The sequence below is a fragment of the Pseudoflavonifractor hominis genome, assembly GCF_014288125.1.
Classification (GTDB): domain Bacteria; phylum Bacillota; class Clostridia; order Oscillospirales; family Oscillospiraceae; genus Pseudoflavonifractor_A; species Pseudoflavonifractor_A gallinarum.
In genome coordinates this window covers 310,888-336,725 of sequence record NZ_JACOPR010000001.1, presented here as the reverse complement: position 1 = coordinate 336,725, position 25,838 = coordinate 310,888, and the positions used below count along the sequence as shown (strand labels likewise).

The 25,838-nt window shown below is 61.5% G+C and carries 21 protein-coding genes; 16 read left to right on the top strand and 5 right to left on the bottom strand.

Annotation, left to right across the window (positions count from 1 at the left end; all coding sequences use genetic code 11):
- Positions 1-115: 115 nt before the first annotated feature.
- The 5 genes from H8S34_RS01610 to H8S34_RS01590 form a co-directional block, all read right to left on the bottom strand.
- Positions 116-1,168, bottom strand: a complete 1,053-nt coding sequence (locus tag H8S34_RS01610) for a BMP family lipoprotein (protein ID WP_186962858.1) — start codon at positions 1,166-1,168, stop codon at positions 116-118.
- A 117-nt stretch (positions 1,169-1,285) separates the two neighbouring features.
- Positions 1,286-2,206: an ABC transporter permease gene (locus tag H8S34_RS01605; protein ID WP_101693619.1), complete on the bottom strand. Its 921-nt coding sequence runs from the start codon at positions 2,204-2,206 to the stop codon at positions 1,286-1,288.
- Positions 2,206-3,288: an ABC transporter permease gene (locus H8S34_RS01600; protein WP_101693618.1), complete on the bottom strand. Its 1,083-nt coding sequence runs from the start codon at positions 3,286-3,288 to the stop codon at positions 2,206-2,208. Before H8S34_RS01600 ends, H8S34_RS01605 begins: the two co-directional genes overlap by 1 nt.
- Positions 3,285-4,838, bottom strand: a complete 1,554-nt coding sequence (locus tag H8S34_RS01595; protein WP_101693617.1) for an ABC transporter ATP-binding protein — start codon at positions 4,836-4,838, stop codon at positions 3,285-3,287. Before H8S34_RS01595 ends, H8S34_RS01600 begins: the two co-directional genes overlap by 4 nt.
- Positions 4,839-5,334: 496 nt before the next feature.
- Complete coding sequence (locus H8S34_RS01590) at positions 5,335-6,081, bottom strand: GntR family transcriptional regulator (RefSeq protein ID WP_101693616.1); 747 nt, start codon at positions 6,079-6,081, stop codon at positions 5,335-5,337.
- Positions 6,082-6,674: 593 nt separating this feature from the next.
- Between H8S34_RS01590 and H8S34_RS01585 the strand changes: the two genes are divergently transcribed.
- The 16 genes from H8S34_RS01585 (at position 6,675) to H8S34_RS01510 (ending at position 25,795) form a co-directional block, all read left to right on the top strand.
- The gene (locus tag H8S34_RS01585) at positions 6,675-8,069 is read left to right on the top strand and encodes a uracil-xanthine permease family protein (protein ID WP_101693615.1); all 1,395 of its coding nucleotides are present in this window, start codon (positions 6,675-6,677) and stop codon (positions 8,067-8,069) included.
- A 203-nt stretch (positions 8,070-8,272) separates the two neighbouring features.
- Entirely contained in the window at positions 8,273-8,743 is a 471-nt protein-coding gene (locus H8S34_RS01580; protein ID WP_101693614.1) for a (2Fe-2S)-binding protein, read from the top strand.
- A gap of 28 nt (positions 8,744-8,771) precedes the next feature.
- Positions 8,772-11,036, top strand: coding sequence for a xanthine dehydrogenase family protein molybdopterin-binding subunit (locus H8S34_RS01575; RefSeq protein WP_186962857.1), 2,265 nt, complete (start codon positions 8,772-8,774; stop codon positions 11,034-11,036).
- A gap of 102 nt (positions 11,037-11,138) precedes the next feature.
- A complete protein-coding gene (locus H8S34_RS01570; protein ID WP_101694009.1) occupies positions 11,139-11,867 on the top strand; it encodes an SDR family NAD(P)-dependent oxidoreductase in 729 nt (242 codons plus the stop codon).
- Between the two features lie 40 nt (positions 11,868-11,907).
- On the top strand, positions 11,908-12,867 hold the full coding sequence (gene mch / locus H8S34_RS01565) for a methenyltetrahydromethanopterin cyclohydrolase (RefSeq protein WP_101693612.1): 960 nt from the start codon (positions 11,908-11,910) through the stop codon (positions 12,865-12,867).
- A gap of 109 nt (positions 12,868-12,976) precedes the next feature.
- The gene (locus tag H8S34_RS01560; protein ID WP_243207872.1) at positions 12,977-13,930 is read left to right on the top strand and encodes a thiamine pyrophosphate-dependent dehydrogenase E1 component subunit alpha; all 954 of its coding nucleotides are present in this window, start codon (positions 12,977-12,979) and stop codon (positions 13,928-13,930) included.
- Positions 13,927-14,910 (top strand): alpha-ketoacid dehydrogenase subunit beta, encoded by a 984-nt coding sequence (locus tag H8S34_RS01555; protein ID WP_101693610.1) that lies wholly within the window; start codon positions 13,927-13,929, stop codon positions 14,908-14,910. Before H8S34_RS01560 ends, H8S34_RS01555 begins: the two co-directional genes overlap by 4 nt.
- Before the next feature lie 15 nt (positions 14,911-14,925).
- On the top strand, positions 14,926-16,239 hold the full coding sequence (locus H8S34_RS01550) for a dihydrolipoamide acetyltransferase family protein (RefSeq protein WP_186962856.1): 1,314 nt from the start codon (positions 14,926-14,928) through the stop codon (positions 16,237-16,239).
- 168 nt (positions 16,240-16,407) lie between these two features.
- A complete protein-coding gene (locus tag H8S34_RS01545; RefSeq protein WP_101693608.1) occupies positions 16,408-17,808 on the top strand; it encodes an amidohydrolase family protein in 1,401 nt (466 codons plus the stop codon).
- Positions 17,809-17,830: 22 nt separating this feature from the next.
- Positions 17,831-18,838, top strand: a complete 1,008-nt coding sequence (locus H8S34_RS01540) for a dihydrofolate reductase family protein (RefSeq protein WP_101693607.1) — start codon at positions 17,831-17,833, stop codon at positions 18,836-18,838.
- A gap of 100 nt (positions 18,839-18,938) precedes the next feature.
- Positions 18,939-20,330, top strand: a complete 1,392-nt coding sequence (gene lpdA / locus H8S34_RS01535; RefSeq protein ID WP_101693606.1) for a dihydrolipoyl dehydrogenase — start codon at positions 18,939-18,941, stop codon at positions 20,328-20,330.
- A 93-nt stretch (positions 20,331-20,423) separates the two neighbouring features.
- Positions 20,424-20,768: a TIGR03792 family protein gene (locus H8S34_RS01530; protein WP_186962855.1), complete on the top strand. Its 345-nt coding sequence runs from the start codon at positions 20,424-20,426 to the stop codon at positions 20,766-20,768.
- Positions 20,768-21,637, top strand: coding sequence for an MBL fold metallo-hydrolase (locus H8S34_RS01525; protein WP_186962854.1), 870 nt, complete (start codon positions 20,768-20,770; stop codon positions 21,635-21,637). The genes H8S34_RS01530 and H8S34_RS01525 overlap by 1 nt, the downstream gene beginning before the upstream one ends.
- Before the next feature lie 148 nt (positions 21,638-21,785).
- Positions 21,786-22,043 (top strand): YlmC/YmxH family sporulation protein, encoded by a 258-nt coding sequence (locus H8S34_RS01520; RefSeq protein WP_101693603.1) that lies wholly within the window; start codon positions 21,786-21,788, stop codon positions 22,041-22,043.
- Positions 22,044-22,265: 222 nt separating this feature from the next.
- Positions 22,266-24,098: a glutamine--fructose-6-phosphate transaminase (isomerizing) gene (gene glmS / locus H8S34_RS01515; RefSeq protein WP_186962853.1), complete on the top strand. Its 1,833-nt coding sequence runs from the start codon at positions 22,266-22,268 to the stop codon at positions 24,096-24,098.
- A gap of 77 nt (positions 24,099-24,175) precedes the next feature.
- A complete protein-coding gene (locus tag H8S34_RS01510) occupies positions 24,176-25,795 on the top strand; it encodes an ABC transporter substrate-binding protein (RefSeq protein WP_186962852.1) in 1,620 nt (539 codons plus the stop codon).
- Positions 25,796-25,838 lie beyond the last annotated feature (43 nt).

Here is a 25,838-nt window from a genome sequence, read left to right as displayed (position 1 = left end):
AGTTGAGATAGAGGGTGGAAAACGAAAAAGGGCCGGCGCAGCTGCGCCGGCCCTCCTCGTATATTCGGTGAGGAGATAATGCGAAGTTCAAAGGATCGCGTTGGAAAAGCAGAGGTTAGTTGTAGGAAGCCAGCTGCTCCTTGGCAGCGTCCTGCTCATACTCGTTGGGAACGTCGATCTTGCCGCTCTTGATGTCCTCGTAGGCCTGATCCACGGCAGCCTGCACGTCCTCGGGCAGCGGGATGTCGGAGTTCCACTCCACGGACACACAGCCGTTGGCGATGGTCAGGTACATGATCTCGGCCTCAGCAGTGCCTTCCATGATGGCCTTGGTGGCCTCGTCATAGCCCACGTTGTAGTCGCCGATGATGTTGCCCAGAACCTTGCCGGGAGCCATGTCGAAGAAGTTGCCCAGGCAGCCGAAGGTGTAGACGTTCTCGCTCTCGCCCACGGCCTTCATGGCGCCGGCCTGACCCTCGTTGGAGTTGGAGAGGATGAAGTCGGCTCCGCTCTTGATCTGGTTCATAGTGGTCTCATAGCACTCGTTGGAGTCGGGGGAGCTGAGGACGGCCTCCTGGATCTTCAGGTCGGGGTTGACGCTCTTGGCGCCCAGGGCGAAGCCCATGGTGGTCTTGGTGTAGGCGGGGTAGTCGCCGCCCAGGGTGAAGGCGATGTTGTCGGTCTGAGTCATCATACCGGCCGCCACGCCCAGCACATAGGTGCCTTCCTCCGCGCACATGCACACGGGGAAGAGGTTGTCCCGGATCTCGGTGCCGCCGAAGGTGACGAACCAGGTGTCGGGATAGTCCTCGCAGATCTCAGCGAAGGGAGCGGAGCACTGACCGCCGTGACCGAAGACGATCTTGTAGCCCTCAGCGGCCATGGTCTCGGCCTCGGACTTGATGACGTCGGCGGTGCCGGCCTCAACGGTGGCCACCTCGTAGCCGTAGTTCTCCTCCAGCTTCTTGCCGGCCTCGGCGCCCTGCTGGGAGAAGCCGCCGTCGGTGGGGGAGCCGGGGATCAGGATGCCGATCTTCACGTCGGAAGCCTCGCTGCCGCCCTCGGCGGGAGGAGTGCTGCCCTCAGGAGTGGTGGAGGTGCCGCCGCCGCAGGCGGCAGTACCGAGCAGGAGCGCGCCGGACAGGATCAAAGGGATCAGCTTTTTCATGTTCATTCCTCCAATAAAATGTTTTTAAAACCAATGGTTTTGGTTACGGAATGGGATAAAACGTGATCAAATAGGATCCATACATTCTGCTGAGGAAGGGTGCTTGGATGGGAATGCTTACGCCTTCTCGTAGGCCACGCCCTTGGCGCTGGCGTCCACGGCCTTCTTCTTGCAGGCGGCCAGAACAGCCAGAACGGTGACGATGTAGGGCACCATCAGGATGAGGTTGTTGGGGATGTTGAGGCCCGCGTTCTGGAGGGTCATCTGCAGGGCATTGGAGCCGCCGAAGATCAGAGCGCCCAGAAGCACGCCGCCGGGCTTCCACTTGCCCAGGACCACCACGGCCATGGCGATGTAGCCCTTGCCGCCGGTCATGTCCACCTGGAAGGTGTTGGACTGGGCGATGGCCAGGTAGGCGCCGGCCATACCCATCAGCAATCCGCTGAAGAGGGTGGCGGCATAGCGGGTGGTGAAGACGTTGATGCCCAGGCTGTCGGCCGCCTTGGGATGCTCGCCCACGGCGATGATCCGGGTGCCGATGGAGGTGCGGTTCATCAGGAACCAGATGGCCGGAACCAGGATGAAGCCGATGTAGACGATGATGTTGTGCTGGAAGAAGACCTCACCGATGAAGGGGATGCTGGAGAGGCCGGGGATCTGGATGGGAGGGAAGGGGGTGACCTGGGTGCCGCCGGTCTGCGCGTCAAAGAACATCTTGCGGAACAAAACGGCGGTGAAGCCGGAGCCCAGCATGTTGATGGCGCAGCCGATGACCACCTGGGGTGCCCTGAAGCGGATGGAGGCCACCGCAAAGATCAGCGTCATGAAGCAGCCTGCCAGCATACCGGCCAGCATGCCCAGCCAGTAGTTGTTGGTGTAGTAGGCCACGGCGAAGGCGGCAAAGGCACCGGTAAGCATGGTACCCTCCACGCCGATGTTGATGAGGCCGGCGCGCTCAGAGACCACCAGGCCCAGAGCAGCGATCAGAAGGGGAATGGCCATGCGAATCGTCGCAGCGAGGAAAGAAGAGAGATCCATTACTGCTTCGCCTCCTTCAAAACAGGCTTTTTACCGGGACGGGCCGGAGCGGTACGCTTTTTCTTCACGCGGCTGACCGCGGCCACAGCGACAAAGATGATGATGATGCCCTGCACGATGTCAGCGAAGGAAGAGGAGACACCGATGTTGCGCTGCATGGCAGTGGAACCGGACGCCAGGAAGCCGAAGAGCAGGGAGCTGAGGATGACGCCGATGGGGTTGTTGTTGGCCAGGATGGCCACGGCGATGGCGGTGTAGCCGTAGCCGTTGGAGATCTTCTCGTAGAGGTAGTGGGCGGAGCCGGCCACCTCGAACGCGCCGCCCATGCCGGCCAGAGCGCCGGAGATGAGCATGGTGGAGATCATGGTGCGGCTGACGTTGATGCCGCCGTACTTGGCCGCGGTGGAGTTGTAGCCCACGGCGCGCACTTCATAGCCGAAGTAGGTCTTGAAGAGCAGGATGAAGATGACCACAGCGGCGATGCAGCCGAAAAGGAAGCCGGGATGCAGCTTGGTCTTGGCGATGAGGTAAGGCATGAAACCCTGCTCCGCGATGGTGTAGGACTGGGGCTCGGCCTGGCTCAGGTCGCGCATGGGGTTGCGGACCAGATAGCCCACCAGCTGGAGGGCGATGTAGTTGAACATGATGGTGGTGATGATCTCAGAGATGCTGAACTTGGTCTTGAGGAGACCGGGGATGAAGGCCCAGGCGGCACCGGCCAGCGCGCCGGCCAGAACCATGAGGATCATCAGGAGGATACCGGGCATATAGGTGAAGGTGATGCCCACCCAGGTGGCGGCGGTACAGCCCATGATGAACTGACCTTCTGCGCCGATGTTAAAGACGCTGCCGCGGTTGCCGATGGCCACGGCGATACCGGTGAACAGAAGGGGACAGGCCTTGTTCAGGGTGTTGCCGAACACGCGGAGATTGCCGAAGGTGGCGTCCCACAGGGAGACAAAGGCCTCATTGGCCGGATAGCCGAAGGCCGTCAGCAGCAGCCAGCTGCAGATGACGGCGAAGAACACCGCCACCAGGGGTTTCCAGATGGACTGTAACAGTCCCGTCAGTTTTTCTTTCATCCTTGGACGCCTCCTCCTGCGGCAGCGTGCTGCTCCGCCTTCAGATCTTCTTGGCTCTTACCGGCCATCATCAGGCCGAGAATGCTGACGTCGACATCGGGAGAGACCTCACCCATGACGCGCCCGCCGTGCATGACCAGGATACGGTCGGAGAGGGAGAGGATCTCGTCCAGGTCGGTGGAGATGAGCAGGACCGCCTTATCCTTGGCGCGCTCCTCCACCAGCTTGGAGCGGACGAACTCGATGGCGCCGATATCCAGGCCGCGGGTGGGCTGGATGGCCAGCATGACCTTGGGGTCACGGGAGACCTCGCGGGCCAGAATGACCTTCTGCTGGTTGCCGCCGGAGAGGCCGCCGGCCAGATACTCGGGATCGTGGGGACGGATATCAAAGGCCTCCACCATCTCGGCGCCGTGCTTGGTGATGGCGTGGTTGTCGGCCATGAGACCGTGGGCAAAGGGGGCTTTGCGCTGGGTGCCCATGATCAGGTTCTGCTTGATGGGGAACTGGAGGACCAGACCCTTGGTGAGGCGGTCGTCCGGGATGTGGGCCAGGCCCAGATCCAGGTGGCGGCGGATGTTGGCCTTGGTGACCGACTCGCCGTCCAGACGGATGTCGCCGTCCTCGATCTTGCGTCCGCCGACGATGGCCTCGCCCAGCTCCAGTTGGCCGTTGCCGTCGACGCCGGCGATGCCGACGATCTCACCGGCGTGGACCGCGAAGGAGATGCCGTCCACCGCGGGCAGGCCCTTGTCGTTCTTGACGCGGAGATGGTCGATCTCCAGCAGGGGCCGGCCGGCCTCCTTGGGCTCGATCTGGCGCTCCAGATGGACGTCGCGGCCCACCATCATGTGGGCCAGCTCTTCCTCGGTGGTGTCCTTGACGTTGACCGAGCCGATCACCTCGCCCAGCCGCATGACGGTGACGCGGTCGGCGTAGGTCATAACCTCGCTCATCTTGTGGGTGATGAGGATGATGGAATAGCCGCTGTCGGCCAGCATCCGGATGGAGGTAAAGAGCTCTTCCACCTCGTTGGGAGTCAGAACAGCGGTGGGCTCATCCAGAATGAGGATCTTGGCCTGACGCATCAGGACCTTGAGGATCTCCACCTTCTGCTGCACGCCGACGGGGATCTGCCAAATCAGGGACTGGGGATTGACGTTGAAGCCAAACCGGTCGTTGAGCTCCTGGACCTTTTTGTCCAGCTCTTTGATGTGGTGGACGATACCCGTCTCTTTATCCATGCCGAGGAAGATGTTCTGCGTGACGGTGAGCTGGGGGATCAGCATGAAGTGCTGGTGCACCATGCCGATGCCGTGCTGAATGGCCACGCTGGGGCTGGACATGTGAACTTCTTCCCCGTTGATGAGAATATGTCCTTCGTCATGGGCGTAAAGGCCGTAAAGGATGTTCATCAGGGTGGACTTACCGGCTCCGTTTTCGCCGAGCAGCGCATGGACTTCGCCTTGCTTCAGGGTAAATTCGATGTTCTTGTTGGCACAAAAATTCCCGAAGTATTTGCAGATGCCATGCATTTCTACAACGTTCATTTTCTGGCTCCTTTCGGATTGGTTTGTTTGCCGATGGGAACACGAGCTTTTCCGTTCGAAGCGCCGGAGAACCGCAGGGACACGGTAGACAGGCTTTCCAGCAGATCGCAGATGCAGAGACAGAGGTACAAGTCCTTTGTACTACATACAACTTATGATGATTATATAAAGGTACCCTGGTAAAGTCAATATAATTTTGACAAATCTCACGAAAGGGCGTGTAGATTATGAAAAAGAAGAAACTTAAAATAAAGCATTATTCTATAAAAAAGAAGGAAAGATCGGGCAAAAAAACGCGGGAATCGCAATAGAATATTACACAAAAGAAATACATTATAACATCATAAGACTATACAGTTTAAATAAAAAGGAAACAGAAAAGACAAAAAAGAAGAGGGTACGTCAAATCTGTTACAGAGTCATCGCATCGTAAAACAGGTTTGACGTACCCTCACAAAGGGTCGGATCGGGAGGATTTCCAGCCGGTAAGGCAGCTTTACCAGTTTTTCCGCAGGAACTTGAGGTCCAGGAACCCGCTGCGGAAATAGATGGTGGAGTGGGCCACGATCTCATGGTCGTAGTTATAGACATAGTCGTCCATCAGAAGGACGGGCTCGTGCTCGCCCAGGTGCATCAGCTCGATCACAGCGGGGGGCGGGATGACCGCGTCGATGTGGGAGAGGGTGTAGGCCATGGTGGTGTGGCAGTACTGCTCCAGGAACTGATAGTGCCCCATGTTCTGGAGCTTGAAGATGGAATCCCGGGCGGGCTCGGCAAAACGCCCGTCGATGTGGTCGGTACAGTAGGCGGCCACGACGCCGTCGATCCAGCCCAGTTTTTCGGTATTTAAATAAGAGGTAGACTCCGGACCGAAAGCGGGGTCGTTCTGGAACACGAAGCCCAGGTTCAGAGACTCGATCCGGGGGTGGTAGCCGGCCTCCTCCATGGAGCGGAAGAGCTCCGGAGCGGTATCCAGCCGGAACGCGTTGTCGGCCAGCTGCGGATTGGCAATGGTACCCTTTCCGCGCCGACGGGTGACCACACCCATTTCCTCCAGAGAGGCCAGCGCGTCACGCAGTACATTCCGGCTGATGCCCAGCCGGCGTGAGAGCTCGTCCTCATTGGGAAGTTTGAAAGGGGCGTTGTCCTGACTTGAAGTGCGGATGAGATCCAAGAGCGCACGCTTTGTTTTATAGGAGAGCTGCTTATTGTCTACCCGCAGGATATGCAACTGATCATCCATCTAGTACCACGTCCAACAAAGTTTAATTCGCCTGAGAAACATCCTTATTATACCTCCCGGACCTGTTGAATGCAAGACTATATTCAAATAAACGAAAAAAAGAAAAAATAAAACCGGAAAATAAGATAAAATAGACAATCGAAAGGCTGGTGTAGCGAAAAAATTGATTTTTGCAAATGGAAGAAATGCAGAATAAAAGGGAAGACCCTGCAAAACCGTTCGTTCTACTTTGTGAAAGTGCCGAAGAAAGAGACTCAAAAAAATATTTGGTAGTACTAATATACCAAAAAGTCATATAAAGTGAATGAAAAGAGATAGAAGCGAAACATAAAAAAGTAAAATTAGCATTTGAAATTTAGCATATTATACAGAATTGATAAAAATGAGGGAAATACGCAAATAAAATTGACATATTAGACGGAGCGGTCTATACTGACATTAGTACTACAAACGACCAAGGAGAGATGATTCAGACGCGGTGCCCCCCAGCCGGGAACCCCAGTGAAATGAGTGTTATTGCGGAAGATATGAAATAAGGTGTTATATATCCTGTCTCTCGGCGTTCTGTAAATCCAAAAGAAGGTGGATTCGAGATGGAAAACCTCAAGTATGGAATCAACGACAAGCCAACCCTTGTAAAGACCATTCCCCTTGCGTTCCAGCACGTGCTCTCCGCTTTCGCAGGCACGCTGTCCGGCGCACTGATGCTGGCGACCGGCATGGGCATGAACAGCCAGGATACCGCCCTGGTCGTCCAGTGTGCCATGCTCATCTGTGCCGTGGCCACCATCATCCAGTCGGTAGGCATCGGCCCTCTGGGCGCCCGTCTTCCCATCGTCACCGGCGGCAGCTACACCCTGATCGCTCCCATGGTGGCTCTCTCCAAGGATATGTCCATCGGCACGGTGTTCGGATCCTCCTTTGTGGCGGCCATCGCGCTGACCGTGCTCGGCCCTCTGGCGGTCAAGTATCTGCATCGCTTCTTCTCCCCCGTGGTGACCGGCAGCGCCGTGCTGGCCGTCGGTATGTGCCTGATGGGCAGCGCCTTCAGCTACATGGTCAACAACTCCGCGGATCCCGCCAATGAGCCTCAGATCTGGTTCTTCGTGGGCATCGCTCTCTTTACTCTGGTTCTCACTCTGGTGCTGGACTCCTTCACCAAGGGCTTCGTCCAGTCCTGCTCCATCCTGATCGCCATCGTCGTGGGCTACGTCCTGTGCGTGGTGCTGGGCCTGGTGGACTTCTCCGCCGTGGGCACCGCCTCCTGGCTGGCTCTGCCCAAGCCCGTGAACTTCGGCTTCGGCTTTAACTTCAGCGCCATCATCACCCTGTGCATCGTGCACATCGCTACCGTCATGGAGAACATCGGCGACACCACCGGCGTGGTCTCCGGCGTGGAGGACCGCCTGCCCACCAAGAAAGAGCTCATGCGCGCCGTCAGCGGCGACGGCCTGGGCAGCATCTTCGCCGCCCTGTTCAACGGCCTGCCCGTGATCTCCGGCTCCCCCAACGTGGGCATCATCACCATGACCGGTGTGGGCAGCCGCTTCGTCACCCTGGCCGGCGGCATCATCATCGGCATCCTGGCCTTCTTCCCCAAGTTCGCGCAGGTCCTGGCTCTGACTCCCTACCCCGTCCTGGGCGGCGTGCTCTTCGTTTCCTTCGGTACCATCGCGGCCTCCGGTATCCGCGTGATCGGCATGAGCCGTATGAGCAAGCGTGACATCACCATCCTGGCCATGGCCATCGTGGTGGGCATCGGCGGCAGCGCCGCTTCCGCCAGCCTGAGCTTCCTGCCCTCCACCGTGCTGACCCTCATCACCGGCATCCCCGGCACCGCCATGACCGCTCTGGTCCTCAACATCATCCTGCCCCGCAGCAAGGCGGACAAGGAGTTCGAGGCCAAGCAGGCCGCCGAGAACGCCCGTCTGGAGGCTGAGGCCGAGGCCAAAGTGGCCACCCAGACCCAGAAGAGCGGCAAGAAGTAAGCATTTTGTACCGGTTCCGGCGGGCGGGACAGGGGCGGGAAACCGCCCTTGCCCGATCTGCCAAAAACAGACCCTGAAGTTTGGTTGTTTTTTTCAAAAAAACAGGCGAAAGAGATATGAAGACTGCGTGACATTTCCGATGAGATTCGGTATAATAGGGCCAGGGAACCATTAATAAGACTTATGAAGGAGAACGGGTAACTATGGAATCCATTGAACTGAAAATCAACGGAGAAGTCAAGTCGGTCCAGGTGGAGAAAAACTGGACGCTGCTCTATGTTCTGCGTGAGGTCCTGGACCTGACCGGCGCCAAATGTGGATGCAACACCGGCGACTGTGGTGCCTGTAAGGTGATCATCGACGGCGAGGCGGTCAACTCCTGCCTGGTGCTGGCCCCTAAGGCCGTGGGCAAGGACATCTGGACCATCGAGGGCCTGTCCAACGGTCCGGAGCTCCATCCCATCCAGCAGGCGTTCATCGATGCCGGCGCGGTCCAGTGCGGTTACTGCACGCCGGGCATGGTGATGTCGGCCAAGGCTCTGCTGGACAAGAACCTGGATCCCTCTGAGGAGGAGATCCGCGCCGCGATCTCTAACAACCTGTGCCGCTGCACCGGGTATGTGAAGATCGTGGAGGCCATCCGGCTGGCCGCCGAGCGCATGCGCAACGCTTAACGAGGATACAGGAAAGGACGCAAAACATATGAGCTGTGAAACTCCTACCAACGGAATGATTGGAAGCCGCCTCCCCGTGCGGGACGCACAGGTCAAGGTCACCGGTCAGCTCAAGTACGTAGCCGATATGAAGATGCCCCACATGCTGCACGCCAAGGTGCTCTTCAGCCCCGTGGCTCACGCCCGGATCAAGAGCATCGACACCAGCGAGGCGGAAGCCCTGCCCGGCGTGCGTGCGGTGGTGTGCTACAAGAACGCCCCCGACATTCCCTTCAACTGCTGCGGCGAGAACATCGACGAGAGCAAGAACGAGCGCATCTTTGACCAGGTGGTCCGCTATGTGGGCGACAAGGTGGCCGCTGTGGCCGCCGACACCGTGCAGATCGCGGAGAAGGCTCTCAAACTGATTAAGGTAGAGTATGAGGAGCTGCCCTTCTACATCGACCCGGAAGAGGCCATGAAGGAGGACGCCTATCCCATCCACGAGGGCGGCAACATCGCCGAGGTGGTCAACCTGAACCAGGGCGATGTGGACGCCGGCATGAAGGAGGCCGACCTGGTCTTTGAGGACCGGTACAGCCTGCCCGCCATCCACCACAGCGCCATCGAGACCCATGCGGCCCTGGCCTCTTACGACGCCAACGGCAAGCTCACCGTCTGGTCTCCCTCTCAGGACGCCTTCGCGGTGCGGGTCAACCTCTCCCGGCTGTTCGGACTGAAGATGAGCCGGGTCCGTGTGGTGGCCTCCGCCATCGGCGGCGGCTTCGGCGGCAAGATCGACATGATCGTGGAGCACGTGGCAGCGCTCCTGTCCATCAAGACGGGCCGCCCGGTGCGCCTGGTCTACACCCGGCGGGAGGACATTCCCTCTTCCCACAGCCGCCATCAGATGATCGTTTACCTCAAGACCGGCGTGAAGAAGGACGGCACCGTCGTGGCCCAGGACTTCAACGTGGTCATCAATGCCGGCGCCTTCGCCGGCGGCACCTCCAGCGTGGCCTGGGCCATGGGCGGCAAGGCCTTCCGGATCATGGACACCCCCAACATCCGCTTCAAGGCCACCGAGGTCTATACCAACTGCACCTGCGGCGCGGCCATGCGCGGCTTCGGTTCGCCCCAGCTGTTCTTCGCCCAGCAGCGGCAGTTCAACAAGATCGCCAAAGAGCTGGGCATGGACCTGACCGAGTTCCTCCTCAAGAACCTGAAGGGGGAGCTGGGCATGGACCTGCGCAACAACACGCCTCTGGGCAACACCTATGCCAAGGCCTGTGTGGAAAAGGGCGCTGAGATCTTCAACTGGAAGAAGGCCCTGGAAGAGCAGGAGGCCTCCCGCAAGGAGAACGGACGCTACCGCATCGGCGTGGGCATGGCAGTGGCCGCCCACGGCAACGGCGTGTTCGGCGTCCATCCCGACACCACCGGCATCATCCTGCGGATGAATGAGGACGGCACCGTGATCCTCTCCAGCGGCTGCTGCGATATGGGCAACGGCTCGGTCTCCCTCCAGGGCCAGCTGGTGGCCGAGGTCCTGGGCATCCCCATGACCGACATCGAGTACATCCAGGCCGATACCGACGCCACCCTGTGGGATCTGGGCAACTACTCCAGCCGCGGCACCTACGTCAGCGGCGCGGCGGCGGTGAAGGCGGCCAACAGCCTGAAGAAGATGCTCCTGGAGGAGGCGGCCGACGTGCTGCCCGAGGATCCCGACCGGATCGTGTTCCACGACGGACGGGCCTGGAGCCTGAACTACCCCGACCGCTCCGCCAGCATGGCGGACCTGGCCCACCACGCCCACCACAAGAACCAGCGGGATCTGGTGGTGGCCGAGACCTTCGCCAGCCAGGCCATGGCGGTCTCCTACGGCGCCCACTTCGTCAAGACCCAGGTGGACACCGAGACCGGCGAGGTCAAGGTGCTGGACTATGTGGCGGTCCACGATGTGGGCACCCCCCTGAACCCCATGTCGGTGGAGGGCCAGATCGAGGGCGCCATCCAGATGGGCCTGGGCTATGCGCTGTGCGAGAGCATCGACCGGGACGAGAAGGGCAAGGTAAAGAACGGCACCTTCCGCACCTATCACATCTTTACGTCCACCGAAATGCCGCCCATTCGGATCGGCTTTGTGGATAAACCGGAGGAGACCGGCCCCTACGGAGGCAAGAGCATCGGCGAGTGCTCCGTGGTCCCCGCACCGGCCGCCATTGCCAACGCGGTATCCAACGCGGTGGAGGGCGACTACCATGACCTGCCTCTGCGCAAAGAGGTGGTGCTTGCGGGTCTTCCCCAGTAAGCAGCATCGAAACGCCTCGATTTCGAGGCGTTTCGGAAGAGGGACGGAGGGTTCCGTCTCCCTTCCGAGACGCCCCAAATGAATGGAAATGGAGCTGATACCATGGAATTTGAAGGAAAGGTTGCCGTCGTTACCGGCGCCGGACAGGGCCTGGGTGCAGGCTTTGCCAAGGACTTTGCCCGCCAGGGTGCCAAGGTGGTCCTGCTGGGCCGGACCCTCTCCAAGGTGGAGAAGGTGGCCGAGGAGATCAAGGCCGAGGGCGGCTGGGCGCTGGCCCTGGGCTGCGACGTGGGCGACCGGGACCAGGTGAAGGCCAGCTTTGAGCGCATCTTCGCTGAAGTGGGCGGCGTGGACATCCTGGTGAACAACGCCGCGTATCACCGCTCCCTCTCGGTGCTGGACACCAGCATGGAGGAGTGGGACAAACACATCAATTCCAATCTGAATGGTACCTTCTACTGCATCAAGGCAGTGCTCCCCGGCATGGTGGAGCGGCGCTACGGCAAGATCATCAACATCAGCTCGTCGGGCGCCAAGCTGTTCTTCCCCGGCTTCGGGGCTTACGCGGCCTCCAAGGGCGGCATCGTCTCCCTGACGCAGATCCTCTCGGAGGAGGTCAAGAACTACAACATCAACGTCAACGCCATCTATCTGGGCATGACCAATACCGAGCACACCCGGGAGCGCATCGACAGCGACCCCGCCGTCACCGTCAAGCTGGACGAGATGCTCCAGGTGGACGAGGTGTCCAAGGTGGTCTGCTTCCTGGCTTCCGATGCCGCCGCTCCCATCATGGGCGCCGCCATCGACGTATTCGGAAAGAAAGCATAAGAACGGAATAAAAAATAAGACAGAAAGAAGGTAAAACAAGATGGTCAGTACGAATCAGCGCGCCATGAAAGTGGTGGAGGAGCTGCTGGAGAACGCGGAAGCTCTGGGCTGCAAGGTGGTCAAGCTGGACTGCGGCGCCACCGTCATCGACCTGGGCCTCAACTGCCGGGGTAGCTGGCAGGCCGGCGTCCTCTTCACCCGGGCATGCATCGGAGACCTGGGCGTGGTCAGCCTGAGTGATTTCAAGCTGAATGACCAGTACAGCTTTGCCGCCGTCAATGTCTTTATCGAGCAGCCCCTCATCGCCTGCCTGGGCTCTCAGATCGCCGGCTGGAAGCTGGGAGAGGGCGAGTTCGCCACCATCGGTTCCGGTCCCGCCCGCGGCATCGCCCACGTGGCCTCCGACTGGTACTTTGAGATGACCGACTACAAGGACGACTACGACAAGGCGGTCCTGTGCATCCAGGATGTGAAGTATCCCTCCAATGAGATCGCCCTGGAAGTGGCCAACGCCTGCCATGTCAAGCCGGAGGACACCTACATCCTGATGTCTCCCAGCACCTGTGTGGCCGCCTCCATCCAGGTCTCCGCCCGGATGCTGGAGCAGACCTGCCACAAGATGTTCGAGAAGCACTTTGACCCCGCCCAGATCGTCATGATCCGCGGTAAGGCCCCCATCGCCCCGGTGGTGAAGGATGAGCTCAAGACCATGGGCCGCATCAACGACGCCCTCATCTACGGCAGCGAGATCGAGGTGTGGGTGGACGCCGAGGACAAGGACATCGCCAAGGTCATCCACCAGCTGGCGGGCAAGACCTCTTCCCCCAACTACGGCGAGCTCTTCGAGGACGTGTTCAAGGATGCCGGCTGCGACTTCTTCTATGTGGACCACGATGTCCATTCCGTGGGCAAGATTCAGATCCACAACGTGAACACCGGCCGGGCCTACTGCGCCGGCGAGATCAACTACGAGGCGCTGGAGCGCAGCTTCCTGAACTAAGGGATCTCAGCGCGTCACCTAAAATTTTTTAGGTGAATCCGTTTGTGATACATACTACTAATTTCAATAAATAGGAGGAAACAAGATGGCACTTTCGAATGAAAGATTATTGAAGCTGTATCGTGACATGGTCATGATCCGCCGCTTTGAGGAGGTCATCGAGACCTATGCCGCCAACGGCACCGTCCCCGGCTTCGTACACCTGAGCATCGGCCAGGAGGCCTGCCAGGCCGGCGTGGTGGACTGCCTGAAGAAGACCGACTATAAGTTCCCCGATCACCGCGGACACGGCGCCATCTGCCTGTGCGGCACCGATCCCAAGCTGGTCATGGCCGAGATCTTCGGCAAGGCCACCGGCATCAACCACGGCCGCGGCGGCTCCATGCACGTCAACGACCTGGACTGCGGCAACATGGGCTTCAACGGCATCCAGGGTTCCACCATGGTCACCTGCCTGGGCACCGCTTTTAACGCCGTTTACAACCACACCGACGCCGTTACCGCCGTGTTCATGGGCGACGGCACCCTGGGTGAGGGCACCTGCCATGAGAGCATGAACATGGCCGCCACCTGGAAGCTCCCCATCATCTACTGCCTGGTGAACAACCAGTACGCCATCTCCACCAAGTACACCGAGGCTCATCCCCAGAAGCGCCTGAAGACCTGGGGCGAGGGCTACGAGGTGCCCAGCTTCTTCGTGGACGGCAACGACATCGAGGCCGTCGTGGAGGCCGTCGAGGCCGCTGTGGAGCGCGCCCGCAAGGGTGAGGGCCCCACTCTGCTGGAGTTTGACACCTACCGCTGGCAGGGCCACTTCGCCGGCGACCCCGCCGCCTACCGTCCCGAGGAGGAGGTCCAGGCCTGGAAGGATCGCGATCCTGTGAAGCTGTGCCGCAACACCATGCTGGAGCGCGGCATCTCCGAGGCCGACATCAAGAAGATCGAGGACGAGGAAGAGGAGCACGTGCAGGAGATGCTGAAGTTCTCTCTGGAGAGCCCCTATCCCGGCATCGAGACCGCTACGACCTACACTTATGCTGACAGAGAGGTGGAGACGAGATGAGCAGAGGAAAGAAGCTTTCTTACGGCATGGCCATCAACGAGGCCCTGCATCAGATCATGGAGCAGGACGAGCGCGTGTTCGTCCTGGGCGAAGACGTAGCCAAGATGGGCGGCGACTTCGGTATCACCAAGGGCATCTGGGCCAAGTGGCCTGACCGCATCAAGGACACCGCTCTGTCCGAGTCCGCCATCCTGGGCCTGTCCTGCGGCGCCGCCGTCTGCGGCCTGAAGCCCGTGCCCGAGATCATGTTCGCTGACTTCCTGGGCGTCGGCTTTGACCAGATCACCAACAACGCCGCCAAGCTGAACTACATGTATCAGGGCAAGGCCCACTGCGGCATCACCGTCCGCGCCCCCCAGGGCGGCGGCATCCGCTGCGCCTACCATCACTCCGCCTGCGTGGAGTCCTGGTTCATGAACACCCCCGGCCTGGTCATCGTGTGCCCCACCACCCCCTATGAGGCCAAGGGCCTGCTGATCTCCGCCATCAAGAGCGACAACCCCGTGCTCTTCCTGGAGCACAAGGCTCTGTACAACGTCAAGGGCGAGGTGCCCGAGGAGATGTACGAGATCCCCCTCTACGAGGCCGAGATCGAGCGCGAGGGCAGCGACGTGACCATCGTGGCCACCCAGACCATGCTGGCCAAGGCCCACAAGGCCGCCGAGGAGATGGAGAAGGAGGGCGTCAGCTGCGAGATCATCGACCTGCGCACCGTCTTCCCCTACGACAAGGACACCATCCAGAAGTCCGTCGCCAAGACCGGCCGTCTGGTCATCGCCCAGGAGGGCGTCAAGTGCGGCGGCTGGGCTGCTGAGATTTCCGCTATGATCAATGAGGACGTGTTCGAGTACCTGCGCGGTCCCGTCAAGCGCGTGACCGGTCTGGATTCTCCCATGCCCTTCTCTCCGGATCTGGAGGACTACGTCATGCCTCAGCAGGACGACGTGGTCAAGGCCATCCGCGAGGTTATGGAATATTAAGGGGAGGATACGACAATGATTACGAAATACGGTATGCCGAAGTTCGGCCTCTCCATGGAGACCGGCATCATCGGCGAGTGGCTCGTGAAAGAGGGCGACTCCGTGAAGAAGGGCGACGCCCTGGTGGAAGTGAGCACCGATAAGATCACCAACACCGGCGAGGCTCCCTGCGACGGCGTGATCCGCAAGATCATCGCTCAGGTGGACGACGAGATCCCCTGCGGCGAGACCATCTGCCTCATCGCCGACAGCATGGATGAGCCCGTGGACGGCGACGCCCCCGCCGCGGCTCCTGCCGCCGCTGAGGCCGCTCCTGCCGCTGCCCCCGCTGCGGCTCCCGCCGCCGCGCCCGCCGCTCCCGCCGGGGATGTGAAGATCACCCCCCGCGCCAAGAAGATCGCCGAGGAGAAGGGCCTGGCCTACGCCCACATCAAGGGCACCGGCCTGCTGGGCATGATCACCATCGACGACCTGAAGAAGTACGGCAAGCCTCTCTCCGAGGTGGCTGCTCCCGCCGCTCCCGCGCCCGCTGCGGCTCCCGCCCCTGTGGCCGCCCCCGCGGCTCCTGTGGCCCCCGCGCCCGCGGCCGCTCCGGCTCCTGCCGCCGCTCCCGCCCAGGTCTACAACACCGCGCCCTGCGCCGAGGGTGACGTCATCACCAAGATGACTCCCATGCAGTCCGCCGTGTGCAAGGGCATGATGAACTCCCTCCAGGGTTCCGCCCAGATCACCATCGCCACCGAGGCCGATGTGACCAACCTGGTGAAGGTGTACAAGTCCATCAAGGGCAAGTACAAGAACGCCGGCGTGAAGCTCAGCTACACCGCCATGCTCATCAAGTCCGTGGCCCAGGCTCTGGAGAACCATCCCGCCATGCGCATGACCGTGGCCGACGCCAACCACATCAAGACCACTGCCCGCATCAGCATCGGCTGCGCTGTGGACATCCCCGACGGCCTGATCGTGCCCGTCATCCGGGACGCCAACCTGAAGGACCTGCGCACCATCTGCCTGGAGCTGGCCGATCTGACCGAGCGCGCCAAGGCCGGCAAGCTCAACAGCGATGAGCTGGGCAATGCCTCCATCACCATCACCAACCTGGGCATGTTCGGCATCACCTACTTCACCCCCATCATCAACGCTCCCGAGGGCGCCATCCTGGGTGTTGGCGCGATCCTGGAGAAGATGATGGTGAAGGACGGCGGCTTCTATCCCGGCTCCGTCATGAACCTGAGCCTGACCCACGACCACCGTGTCATCAACGGCGCGCCCGCGGCCCGCTTCCTCCAGGAGGTCATCACCGGCCTGCAGGACTTCAAGTGGCTGTAAGACACGCCCCACGGAATGGCTGACGACCACCCACTGATATTGACGTGAGCACTTCCGCTCACTGAACCGAACCGGCGGCGGCCAACCCAAACTGCGGTTGGCCGCCTGCTGTCTATCCGGCTTAGATTGGCATCCCCGCATGTATACGAAACGGAAAGGATCGTGGCTATGAAGCAGATTGACCTCATTATCAAAAATGCCTACCTCATCACCATGAATGCCAAGCGGGAAGTGATTCCCAATGCCTGCATCGCGGTGGAGGGAGACAAGATCCTGGCGGTTGGAACCGATGCGCTTTTGGAGCAGTATCAGGCCGACAAAGTTATTGACGCCGCGGGCAAGTATGTCTTCCCCGGCTTTATCAGCACCCACTCCCATCTCTTCCAGACCATGCTCAAGGGTCTGGGCCGGGACAAGTTCCTCATCGACTGGCTCAACAGCTCTGTGCGGGTGGCCCTGCACAACTTCGACGAGGAGACCGTCTACTATGCCGCCCTGCTGGGCTGCATGGAGGGCATCCGCTCCGGCACCACCACTATTCTGGACTATATGTACGCCCACCCCATCGCCGGGCTGGACGACTGCGTGACCCAGGCCTTTGAGGACATCGGCATCCGCGGCGTCCTGGGCCGCGCCTTCACCAACGTGGCTTCCTTCCCGCCTGAGATCGCCTGCCCCCGTGTGGAGACCGAGCGGGACTTCTTCGACGACGTGCGCCGTCTGAACACCAAGTATCAGAACCACTCCCGCATCAGCGTGTGCATGGCCCCCGGCATCATCTGGGACCACACCGACGAGGGCTTCCGGGAGATGCGCAGCACCGCCAACGAGCTGCACATGCCCATCACCATGCACCTGGTGGAGACCCCCGACGACGACGCTTTCTCCCGTGAGCAGTACGGAGAGGACACCATCCCCCACCTGGAGAAGCTGGGCGTCCTGGGCCCCGACTTCATCGCCGTGCACTGCGTGTATATGAAGGACGAGGACCTGGATACCTTCAAGAAGTACGACGTGAAGGTCTCCCACAACCCCAACTCCAACATGGTTCTGGCCTCCGGCGTGGCCCGCATCCCCGAGATGCTGGAGAAGGGCATCACGGTCAGCCTGGCCTGCGACGGCTCGGCCAGCAACGACACCCAGAATATGCTGGAGGTCATCAAGGCGGCCAGCCTGATGCAGAAGGTCCATCACTGCAATCCCTCCCTGATGCCCGCCTCCACCGTGCTGGAGCTGGCCACCCTGGGCGGCGCCCGCACCCTGGGCCGGGAGAGCGAGCTGGGCTCCGTGGAGGCCGGCAAGAAGGCCGACTTCATCCTCTTCGATCCTCTGAGCCCCTGGTCCGCCCCCGTGTATGATCCGGTCAGCACCCTGACCTATGCCTGCAGCCCCGACAACATCAAGGCGGTGGTCATCGACGGCAAGGTGGTCATGGAGAACGGCCATATGACCACGGTGGATGAGGAGAAGGTCATCCGCGAGGCCCAGCGTCTGGGCACCAAGCTGGTGGAGAAGTCCGGCCTGGGCAACGTCCAGTGGGGCCAGAAGATGCCCCTGATGCACATTTGATCTGGTGGGAGGTAGTAAAACCATGAATAAGCTGTTCTTTTTCCAGACCCCGAAGGAAAATCTGAAGATCAACGTGGTCTTCCGGGACGAGAAGCTGCTGGAGTCCTTCAAGGCCGACTCCGCCGAGACTGAGGTCCTGCCCGACGTCCACGACTACTATACCGACATCTACTTCCCCAAGGCGCCCGCGGATCGTCCTTACACCTTCTCCTCCATCGTGCTCTCTTCCGATGGTAAGATGGCCTATCAGGACAATCCCTCCGGCCCCCTGGTGGCCAAGAACAACTTCCTGGATCCCGACGGCTCCCTGGGCGACTTCTGGGTGCTCAATGTGCTGCGCTCCTATGCCGACGGCATCATCGTGGGCGCCAACACCCTGGCCAAGGAGCCCGGCATCACCTGCCACGTCTACGACGAGGACCTGACCCGTCAGCGCCGGGAGCACCTGGGCAAGAAGCATCAGCCGGTCAGCGTGGTGGTCTCCTTTGACGCCACCGACATCCCCTTCGACCACTACACCTTCGACGTCGACCCCGCCGAGGAGCTGAAGATGGTCATCGCCACCGGTCCCGACGGACTGGACTACATCCAGAAGAAGTCCCCCCTCAAGCACGTGGTCTACGGCCCCTTCACCTGCAAGGAGGATGTGGACAAGGCGGAGCTGGCTCCCCTGGACCGGGACTACGACGTGGTCCCCGTCATCGTCACCGGCGAGGGCAAGAACCCCGACGGCCATGTGATGATGTATGTCCTCAAGAAGCTGGGCCTGGAGAAGCTGTGCGTGGAGTCTCCCTCTTACTGCGCCTACATGCTCAAGGAGCAGATGCTGGATGAGTACTTCATCAACTACTCCATGGTCTTCGTGGGCGGCACCACCACCCCCGGCTCCTTCATCTCCTACGGCCACCTGGATCACCCCCACGCCGATCTCATCTCTCTGGGTACCCACAAGAGCAACTTCCTCTTTACCCGTCAGAAGATCCGCTACAACGTCAAGCAGGAGACCGACCTCTCCGCCTACAAGTATTAAACTGAAACCATTCGTCCAAGGCGCACAGCGCCATCGGGACACCGTCCGGCGGGGAAGGCCCCGCGGAATTTGTCCTCATGAAAATTAGGAGGAAAGAAACATGAATTACGATCTGGTTGTCATCGGCGCCGGCCCCGGCGGCTATGTGGCCGCCATCCGCGCGGCCCAGCTGGGCATGAAGACTGCGATTGTGGAGAAGGACGCCTGCGGCGGCACCTGCCTCAACTACGGCTGTATCCCCACCAAGGCCCTGTACAAGAACGCCGAGGTGGTGGACGAGATCATGCACGCCGATGAGTTCGGGATCTCGGTCAAGGGCTACGACATCGACATGAAGAAGGTCCAGGCCCGCAAGGCCAAGGTGGTCAAGACCCTGTCCGGCGGCGTGGAGTTCCTGCTCAAGGCCAACAAGGTGGAGCTGGTGAAGGGCGCCGCCAAGATCCTGGCCCCCGGCAAGGTGGACGTGAACGGCAAGGTGCTGGAGACCAAGAACATCCTCATCGCCTCCGGCTCCAAGGCCTCCAAGCCTCCCATCAAGGGCATCGACAACCCCGGCGTGCTCACCAGCAAGGAGGCGCTGGAGATGGACCACGTGCCCGGTAAGATCGTCATCATCGGCGGCGGCGTCATCGGCATCGAGTTTGCCGGCATCTACAAGGCCTTCGGCGCCGAGGTCACCATCGTGGAGTTTATGCCCAAGATCATCCCCAACATGGACAAGGAGATCACCGACCGCCTCCAGAAGCTGCTGGAGAAGAAGGGCATCCAGTTCATGGTGGGCACCAAGGTGGAGGAGATCAGCAAGAGCGGCTCCGGCCTCTCCGTCACCGTGGACAAGGACGGCACCAAGAGCAGCCTGCCCTGCGACGAGGTGCTGGTCTCCACCGGCCGTGAGCTGGACATCGAGGGCCTGAACCTGGACGGCCTGGGCATCGCCTACGACCGCAAGGGCGTCAAGGTGGATGAGAACTTCCAGACCAACGTCCCGGGCATCTACGCCATCGGCGACGTGATCGGCGGCGTGATGCTGGCCCACGTGGCTTCCGACGAGGGCAAGGTCTGCGTGGAGCGCATGGCCGGCGAGGACGCCCGGGTGGACTATGACCTGGTGCCCAGCGCCGTGTTCACCTTCCCCGAGGTGGCCAGCGTCGGCATGTCCGAGGAGCAGGTCAAGGAGAAGGGCCTGGAGTACGAAGTGGGCAAGTTCCAGTTCTCCGGCAACGGCAAGGCCCTCACCATGAACAACGCCGAGGGCATGATCAAGGTCATCGTGTCCAAGGACAAGCAGCGCATCCTGGGCGTCCACATCGTGGGCCCCAACGCCAGCGACCTGCTCACCGAGGCGGCCCTGGCCATGCGCGGCGAGTTCACCGTGGAAGAGGTGGCCAACACCATGCACGGCCATCCCACCCTGTCCGAGGCCTTTGAGGAGGCCCTGACCCTGACTCTGGGCCGCGGCATCCACAGCGCCCCCGCCAAGAAAAAGAAATAAGGCTCCGTCCGGAAAACGGCGCATTTGGGCAGAGACACCCCTCCGTGCAGCAGCGCGGAGGGGCCTTTGCCTACCATTGAAGGAGGAATTACCATGGAACTCAAAGTCTATGACAAGCCCCAGTTCATCGAGGAGCTGGTGTTCCGCATCGCCCCCGGACAGGTGGAGCGCTATCTGGAGCTGGAGCAGGAGATCTTCTCCGAGCCCCTCTCCCACCGGGCCGGCTTCCTGGGAGCCGAGACCTGGATGAGCAAGGACCACGAGGGGGAGGTGACCTCCCTCTACTTCTGGGAGAGCGAGGAGGCCTACCACAACCTGGATCAGGTCTGGCTGGGCGGCCAGAAGGATAAGATGGGCCAGCTCATGGGCGAGGACGCGGTCTTTGTCCGGGCGGGCCATGTGTCCGACCGCCGCTTCCGGGTGCGGGAATACCGCTGATGGCAGCCGTCCGGTCCAAGCGGGACCTGCCGCCGGAGGGGCCTCTCCCGCGGCCGGAGCCCCGGCAGTGGTGGGAGGGGGAGGAGCCGGTGGAGCTCCGCCTCACGGCCAACGCAGGGGTGCTTCTGACCTTCCGGGGGGAAAAGCTGCTGGTGGACGGACTCCACGACAGCCGCGCCCACGATTTCAGCCCGGTCGCCCCGGAGACGCTGGCGGCACTGGCGGCCGGCGCGCCCCCCTGGGACGGGATCCGCTGGCTCTTTTATACCCATCTGCACATCGACCACTTTTCCGGCCGGGAGACCATCCGCTTCCTGGAGGGAAACCGGGTGGAGAAGCTCTTCCTGCCCGCCGGGAACGGGGGACCGGGGATCGACCGGGAGGACGTGTCCGCCCTGCGCAGCTGGCTCACCCAGCGGGCCGCGCCGGTGCAGGAGCTGCGCCTTCCCGAGTACCGCAGCGTGACCTATCCGCTGGTGAGCGGGATCCGGGTGACGGCCTTCCGCTCCCTCCACGCCGCGGAGGAGTTTGAGGAGGTGGAGCACGAGTGCTTCCTCTTCGACCTGGCCGGGAAGAAGATCCTCTTTCTGGGGGACTCCAACTACGACCGGGACTACTTCGCCACCATGCTGGACGGGGTGGAGGTGGATACGGCGGTGGTGAATCCCCTCTTTCTCACGAATCCCTCCGGACGCAGCGTGGTGCTGGAGGGGGTCCGGCCCCGCCGGGTGGTCATCGACCACATCCCCTTCCAGGAGGACGACAAGCTGCACATGCGCAAGCTGGTGGTGCGCAGCCTGGAGCGGTGGGGAGAGTCCTTTCCCCCCGTGGCGGTCCTCTGGGAAGCGGGGGACACCGTGCGCCTGTAAACCCGGAGGGCCCGGAGGGGAGAAGCGCTCCCTTCCGGGCCCTGTTTCGTCCCCGCAGATTCCTCCAGAATCCCTCATAGTACAAGCTGCCCCGCGCATAAGATGACAGCACAAGCGCGGAGAGCGCGCGTCGAATGGAGGGATCTCAATGGAACAGCGTATTGCCGACCTTCGGTGCAAGGAGATCATCAGCATCAACGACGGGACGCGGTACGGATTCGTGGGTGATGTGGAGGTAGAGCTGGACACCGGCCGGATCCGGGCCCTGGTGGTGCCGGGCCGCCTGCGGCTGTTTGGCCTGCTGGGGCGGCGGGAGGACCGGCTCTTCTCCTGGGAGAGCGTGCGCCGCTTTGGAGAGGACATCATCCTGGTGGAGGAGCATCCGAGGCGTTTGCCGGAGGAATAAATTTTTTGTTCGCCCGTTTGGTATGAAAAGCATGCTTTTTTTTCACAAACGGGAGGAAACGTCAGGAAATAGTAAAGGATGTTCCGGAAGGGGGCACCGCCCTCCGGAATCGGGGACTTTACGATGCTAAAAGATGTGATATAATAACGGGTATAGTTTAGGAACGATTTTTAAACTTGTTAGTATGTTAAAAAATGCACGAGACAGGCTGGGGGAACCATTATGTGCGGAATCGTAGGATTTGCAGGAAAAGAGGAAGCGGCGCCCATTTTGCTGGACGGCCTGCGCCGTCTGGAATACCGGGGATATGATTCGGCCGGTGTGGCCGTCTATCACCCGGAGCGGGGCCTCCAGGTCATCAAGACCAAGGGCCGCATCCAGGCGCTGGCCGACCAGGTGGAGGCCGCCGGCGGCATGCCCGGGAGCATTGGCCTGGGGCACACCCGCTGGGCCACCCACGGAGAGCCCTCCGATGTCAACTCCCACCCCCACATGAGCCAGAACGGCCGCATTGCGGTGGTACATAACGGCATCATCGAAAATTATGCCGAGATCAAGGAATTTCTCCAGTCCACCGGCGTGCATTTTGTCTCCCAGACCGACACGGAAGTGGTGGCCCAGCTGCTGGAGTACTACTATGACGGCAACATTCTGGACGCGGTCACCAAGGTGCTCCACCGGATCCAGGGGGCCTATGCCCTGGGCATCCTGTGCGCCGACTGCCCCGACCGGCTGATCGCCGCCCGGAAGGACAGCCCGCTCATCCTGGGCTTTGGGGAGGGATTCCACCTCATGGCCTCCGACGTGACGGCGGTCATCCGCCACACCCGGGAGGTCTGCTACCTGGACGACGGGGAGATCGCCGAGCTCACCCCCGACCACTGCTGGGTGTACGACGCCTATCTCCGCCCGGTGGAAAAGAAGCACCACCAGGTGGATTGGGAGATCTCCGCCGCCGAAAAGGGCGGATATGAGCACTTCATGCTCAAGGAGATCCTGGAGCAGCCCAAGGCGGTACGGGACACCATCTCCCCCCGCATCCAGAACGGGGAAGTGGTCCTGGACGGGGTGGAGCTGGACGCGGACTATCTCCACGGTCTGGACAAGATCTATGTGATCGCCTGCGGCTCCTCCTACCATGTGGGCGTGGCGGCCAAGTACATTCTGGAAAAGCTGCTGCGCAAGCCGGTGGAGGTGGCCCTGGCCTCCGAGTTCCGGTACTGTGACCCCATCGTGAGCAGCCGGACCCTGGCCCTGGTCATCAGCCAGTCGGGCGAGACCATCGACACCCTGGCCGCCCTGCGGGAGGCCAGACGGAGAGGGGCCCGGGTCCTGTCGGTGGTGAATGTAGTGGGCTCCACCATCGCCCGGGAGTCCGACGAGGTGCTCTACACCTGGGCCGGGCCCGAGATCGCGGTGGCCACCACCAAGGCCTACTCCACCCAGCTGGCCCTGGTGGATCTGATCGCCCTGTACGCCGCCCGGCAGATGGGGACCATTCCCGATGCGGAGTATGCCGCCGCCGTGGCCGCCCTGGAGGGGCTGCCCGAGCTGCTGGAGAGGGTCCTGGAGCAGCGGGAGCAGATCCAGTATCTGGCCTCCCTGTACTTCAACCACCCCTCGGTCTTCTTCATCGGCCGCAACCTGGATTACGCGGTGGGGCTGGAGGGCTCCCTCAAGCTCAAGGAGATCTCCTATCTCCACTCGGAGGCCTACGCCGCCGGAGAGCTCAAGCACGGCACCATCTCCCTGATCGAAAACGGGACCCTGGTGGTGGCCCTGGCCGGATACGCCCCTCTCTTTGAAAAGACCATGAGCAACGTGGTGGAGGTCAAGAGCCGGGGGGCCGACGTGCTGGGCCTGACCATGGAGGGCTTTGAGAAGCCCATGTCGGAGGCGGTCAACCACACCCTCGCAGTGCCCGCGGCCCATCCCATGCTGCTCCCCTCCCTGGAGGTGGTGCCCATGCAGCTGTTTGCCTACTACGTGGCCCTGATGCACGGGTGCGACATCGACAAGCCCCGCAACCTGGCAAAATCGGTGACCGTGGAATGACGGCACGTTTTTGACAAAGCGCCCCCTCTTCCGCCGGGAAGAACGGACGTAAAAAAGATCTGGAGGTATCCTGAATCGTGAAAAGACTGCTTGCACTGACGCTGTCCCTGGCTGTGGCCGGCACCCTGACCGCCTGCGGTTCCGCGCCCTCTGACTCCTCTGCGCCCTCTGGTTCCTCCGCGCCGACCCAAGAGCAGAACTCTGCACAGCCTGTTGTGATCAATTACGGACTCTCCAACCCGTGGGATTCGCTCATGCCCTACAACAGCCCCTCGGGCAGCAACTACTCCCGCATGATCTACGATAAGATCTACGACCGGCTGGTCTTTGTCCACGCCGACGGCACCCTGACCCCCAGAGCGGCCAAGTCCTGGGAGAGCGCCGACGACGGCCTGGCGGTGATCTTCCACCTGGACGAGAAGGCCGCCTTCCACGACGGCACGCCGGTCACGGCCCAGCACTGGGTGGACAGCATCGCCCTGGTGACCAACCCCGACTGCCCCGCCCTGGGACGCTCGGCCTTCGCCGTGCTGGCCGGCACCGACAGCACCGGTGCCGCCGTGGCGGGGGAGAAGCTGGGCGCGGAGGCCCTGGACGACACCACGCTGAAGCTGACCTTCAAGAACGTGACCACGCCCGAGGACTTTTTGCTGGACAAGAACCGGGAGTTCTACGTCCTGCCCACCCATCTGCTGGAGGGGACCGACCCGTCGCAGGTGATGGAGCTGGACCTGTGGAAGGCCCCCATCGGCTCCGGCCCGTGCAAATTTGTCTCCGAGGTGGCGGGCAGCACCCTGACGCTGGAGGCCAATCCGGACTACCAGCTGGGCGCGCCCGGCTTTGACCAGCTGGTCATCACGGTGATGGACAAGTCCAGCCTCCTCACCGCCCTGATCGCCGGGGATCTGGACTACTACGGCATCGGCGGCAGCGTCACGGCGGACACCGCCCCCGCCGCCACCGAGGCCGGGCTGACCGTGCAGGAGGGCACGGTGCCCAACACCTTCTATGAGCTGATGCTCAACAACGAGACCATCTCGGATGCCCGCATCCGCCGGGCCATCGAGCTGGCCCTGGACAAGGAGCTGCTGAGCGAGCAGTCCACCGGCGGATACGGCACGGTCACCGGCACCTCGGTGCTGCCCACCTGCGCCAGCTACGCCGGAGACTACAACACCCCCTACGACGTGGAGGGGGCCAAGGAGCTGCTGACCGAGGCCGGGTATGACGGGACCACCTATACCCTGGCCTGCGCCTCCAACCGCGCGGGTCTCGCCGCCCTCATGCAGCAGGAGCTGGCCGAGGCCGGCATCACCATCACCATTGAGACAGTGGACTCCGCCACCATGTTCTCCGGCATGGCGGACGGCACCTATGACATGGGCATCGCCAGCCATACCCCCAGCGCTCTGCCCCTGTGGTTCGTGGAGAGCCGGTTCACCGAGAACAACAACATCTTCCACGTCCAGGACCTGAGCGAGGTGTCGGCCCTCATCCAGGCGGTGAAGGAGGAGACCGACCCCGATGCCCGCACCCAGGCCGTGAAGGCGCTGGAGGACTGGATGGCCCAGGAGCGTCCCTTTATCCCCCTGTGGTTCGGGACGGCCCTCCACGTGGAGTCCCCCACGGTGAGCGGCATCGAGTACACTGCGGCCAGCTTCTCCAACGAGAACGTGTGGGAGTGGGTCAAGAACTGACGGCCGGACCAGACGCCCGGCGGTGAAATTTGGAAAACCTCCG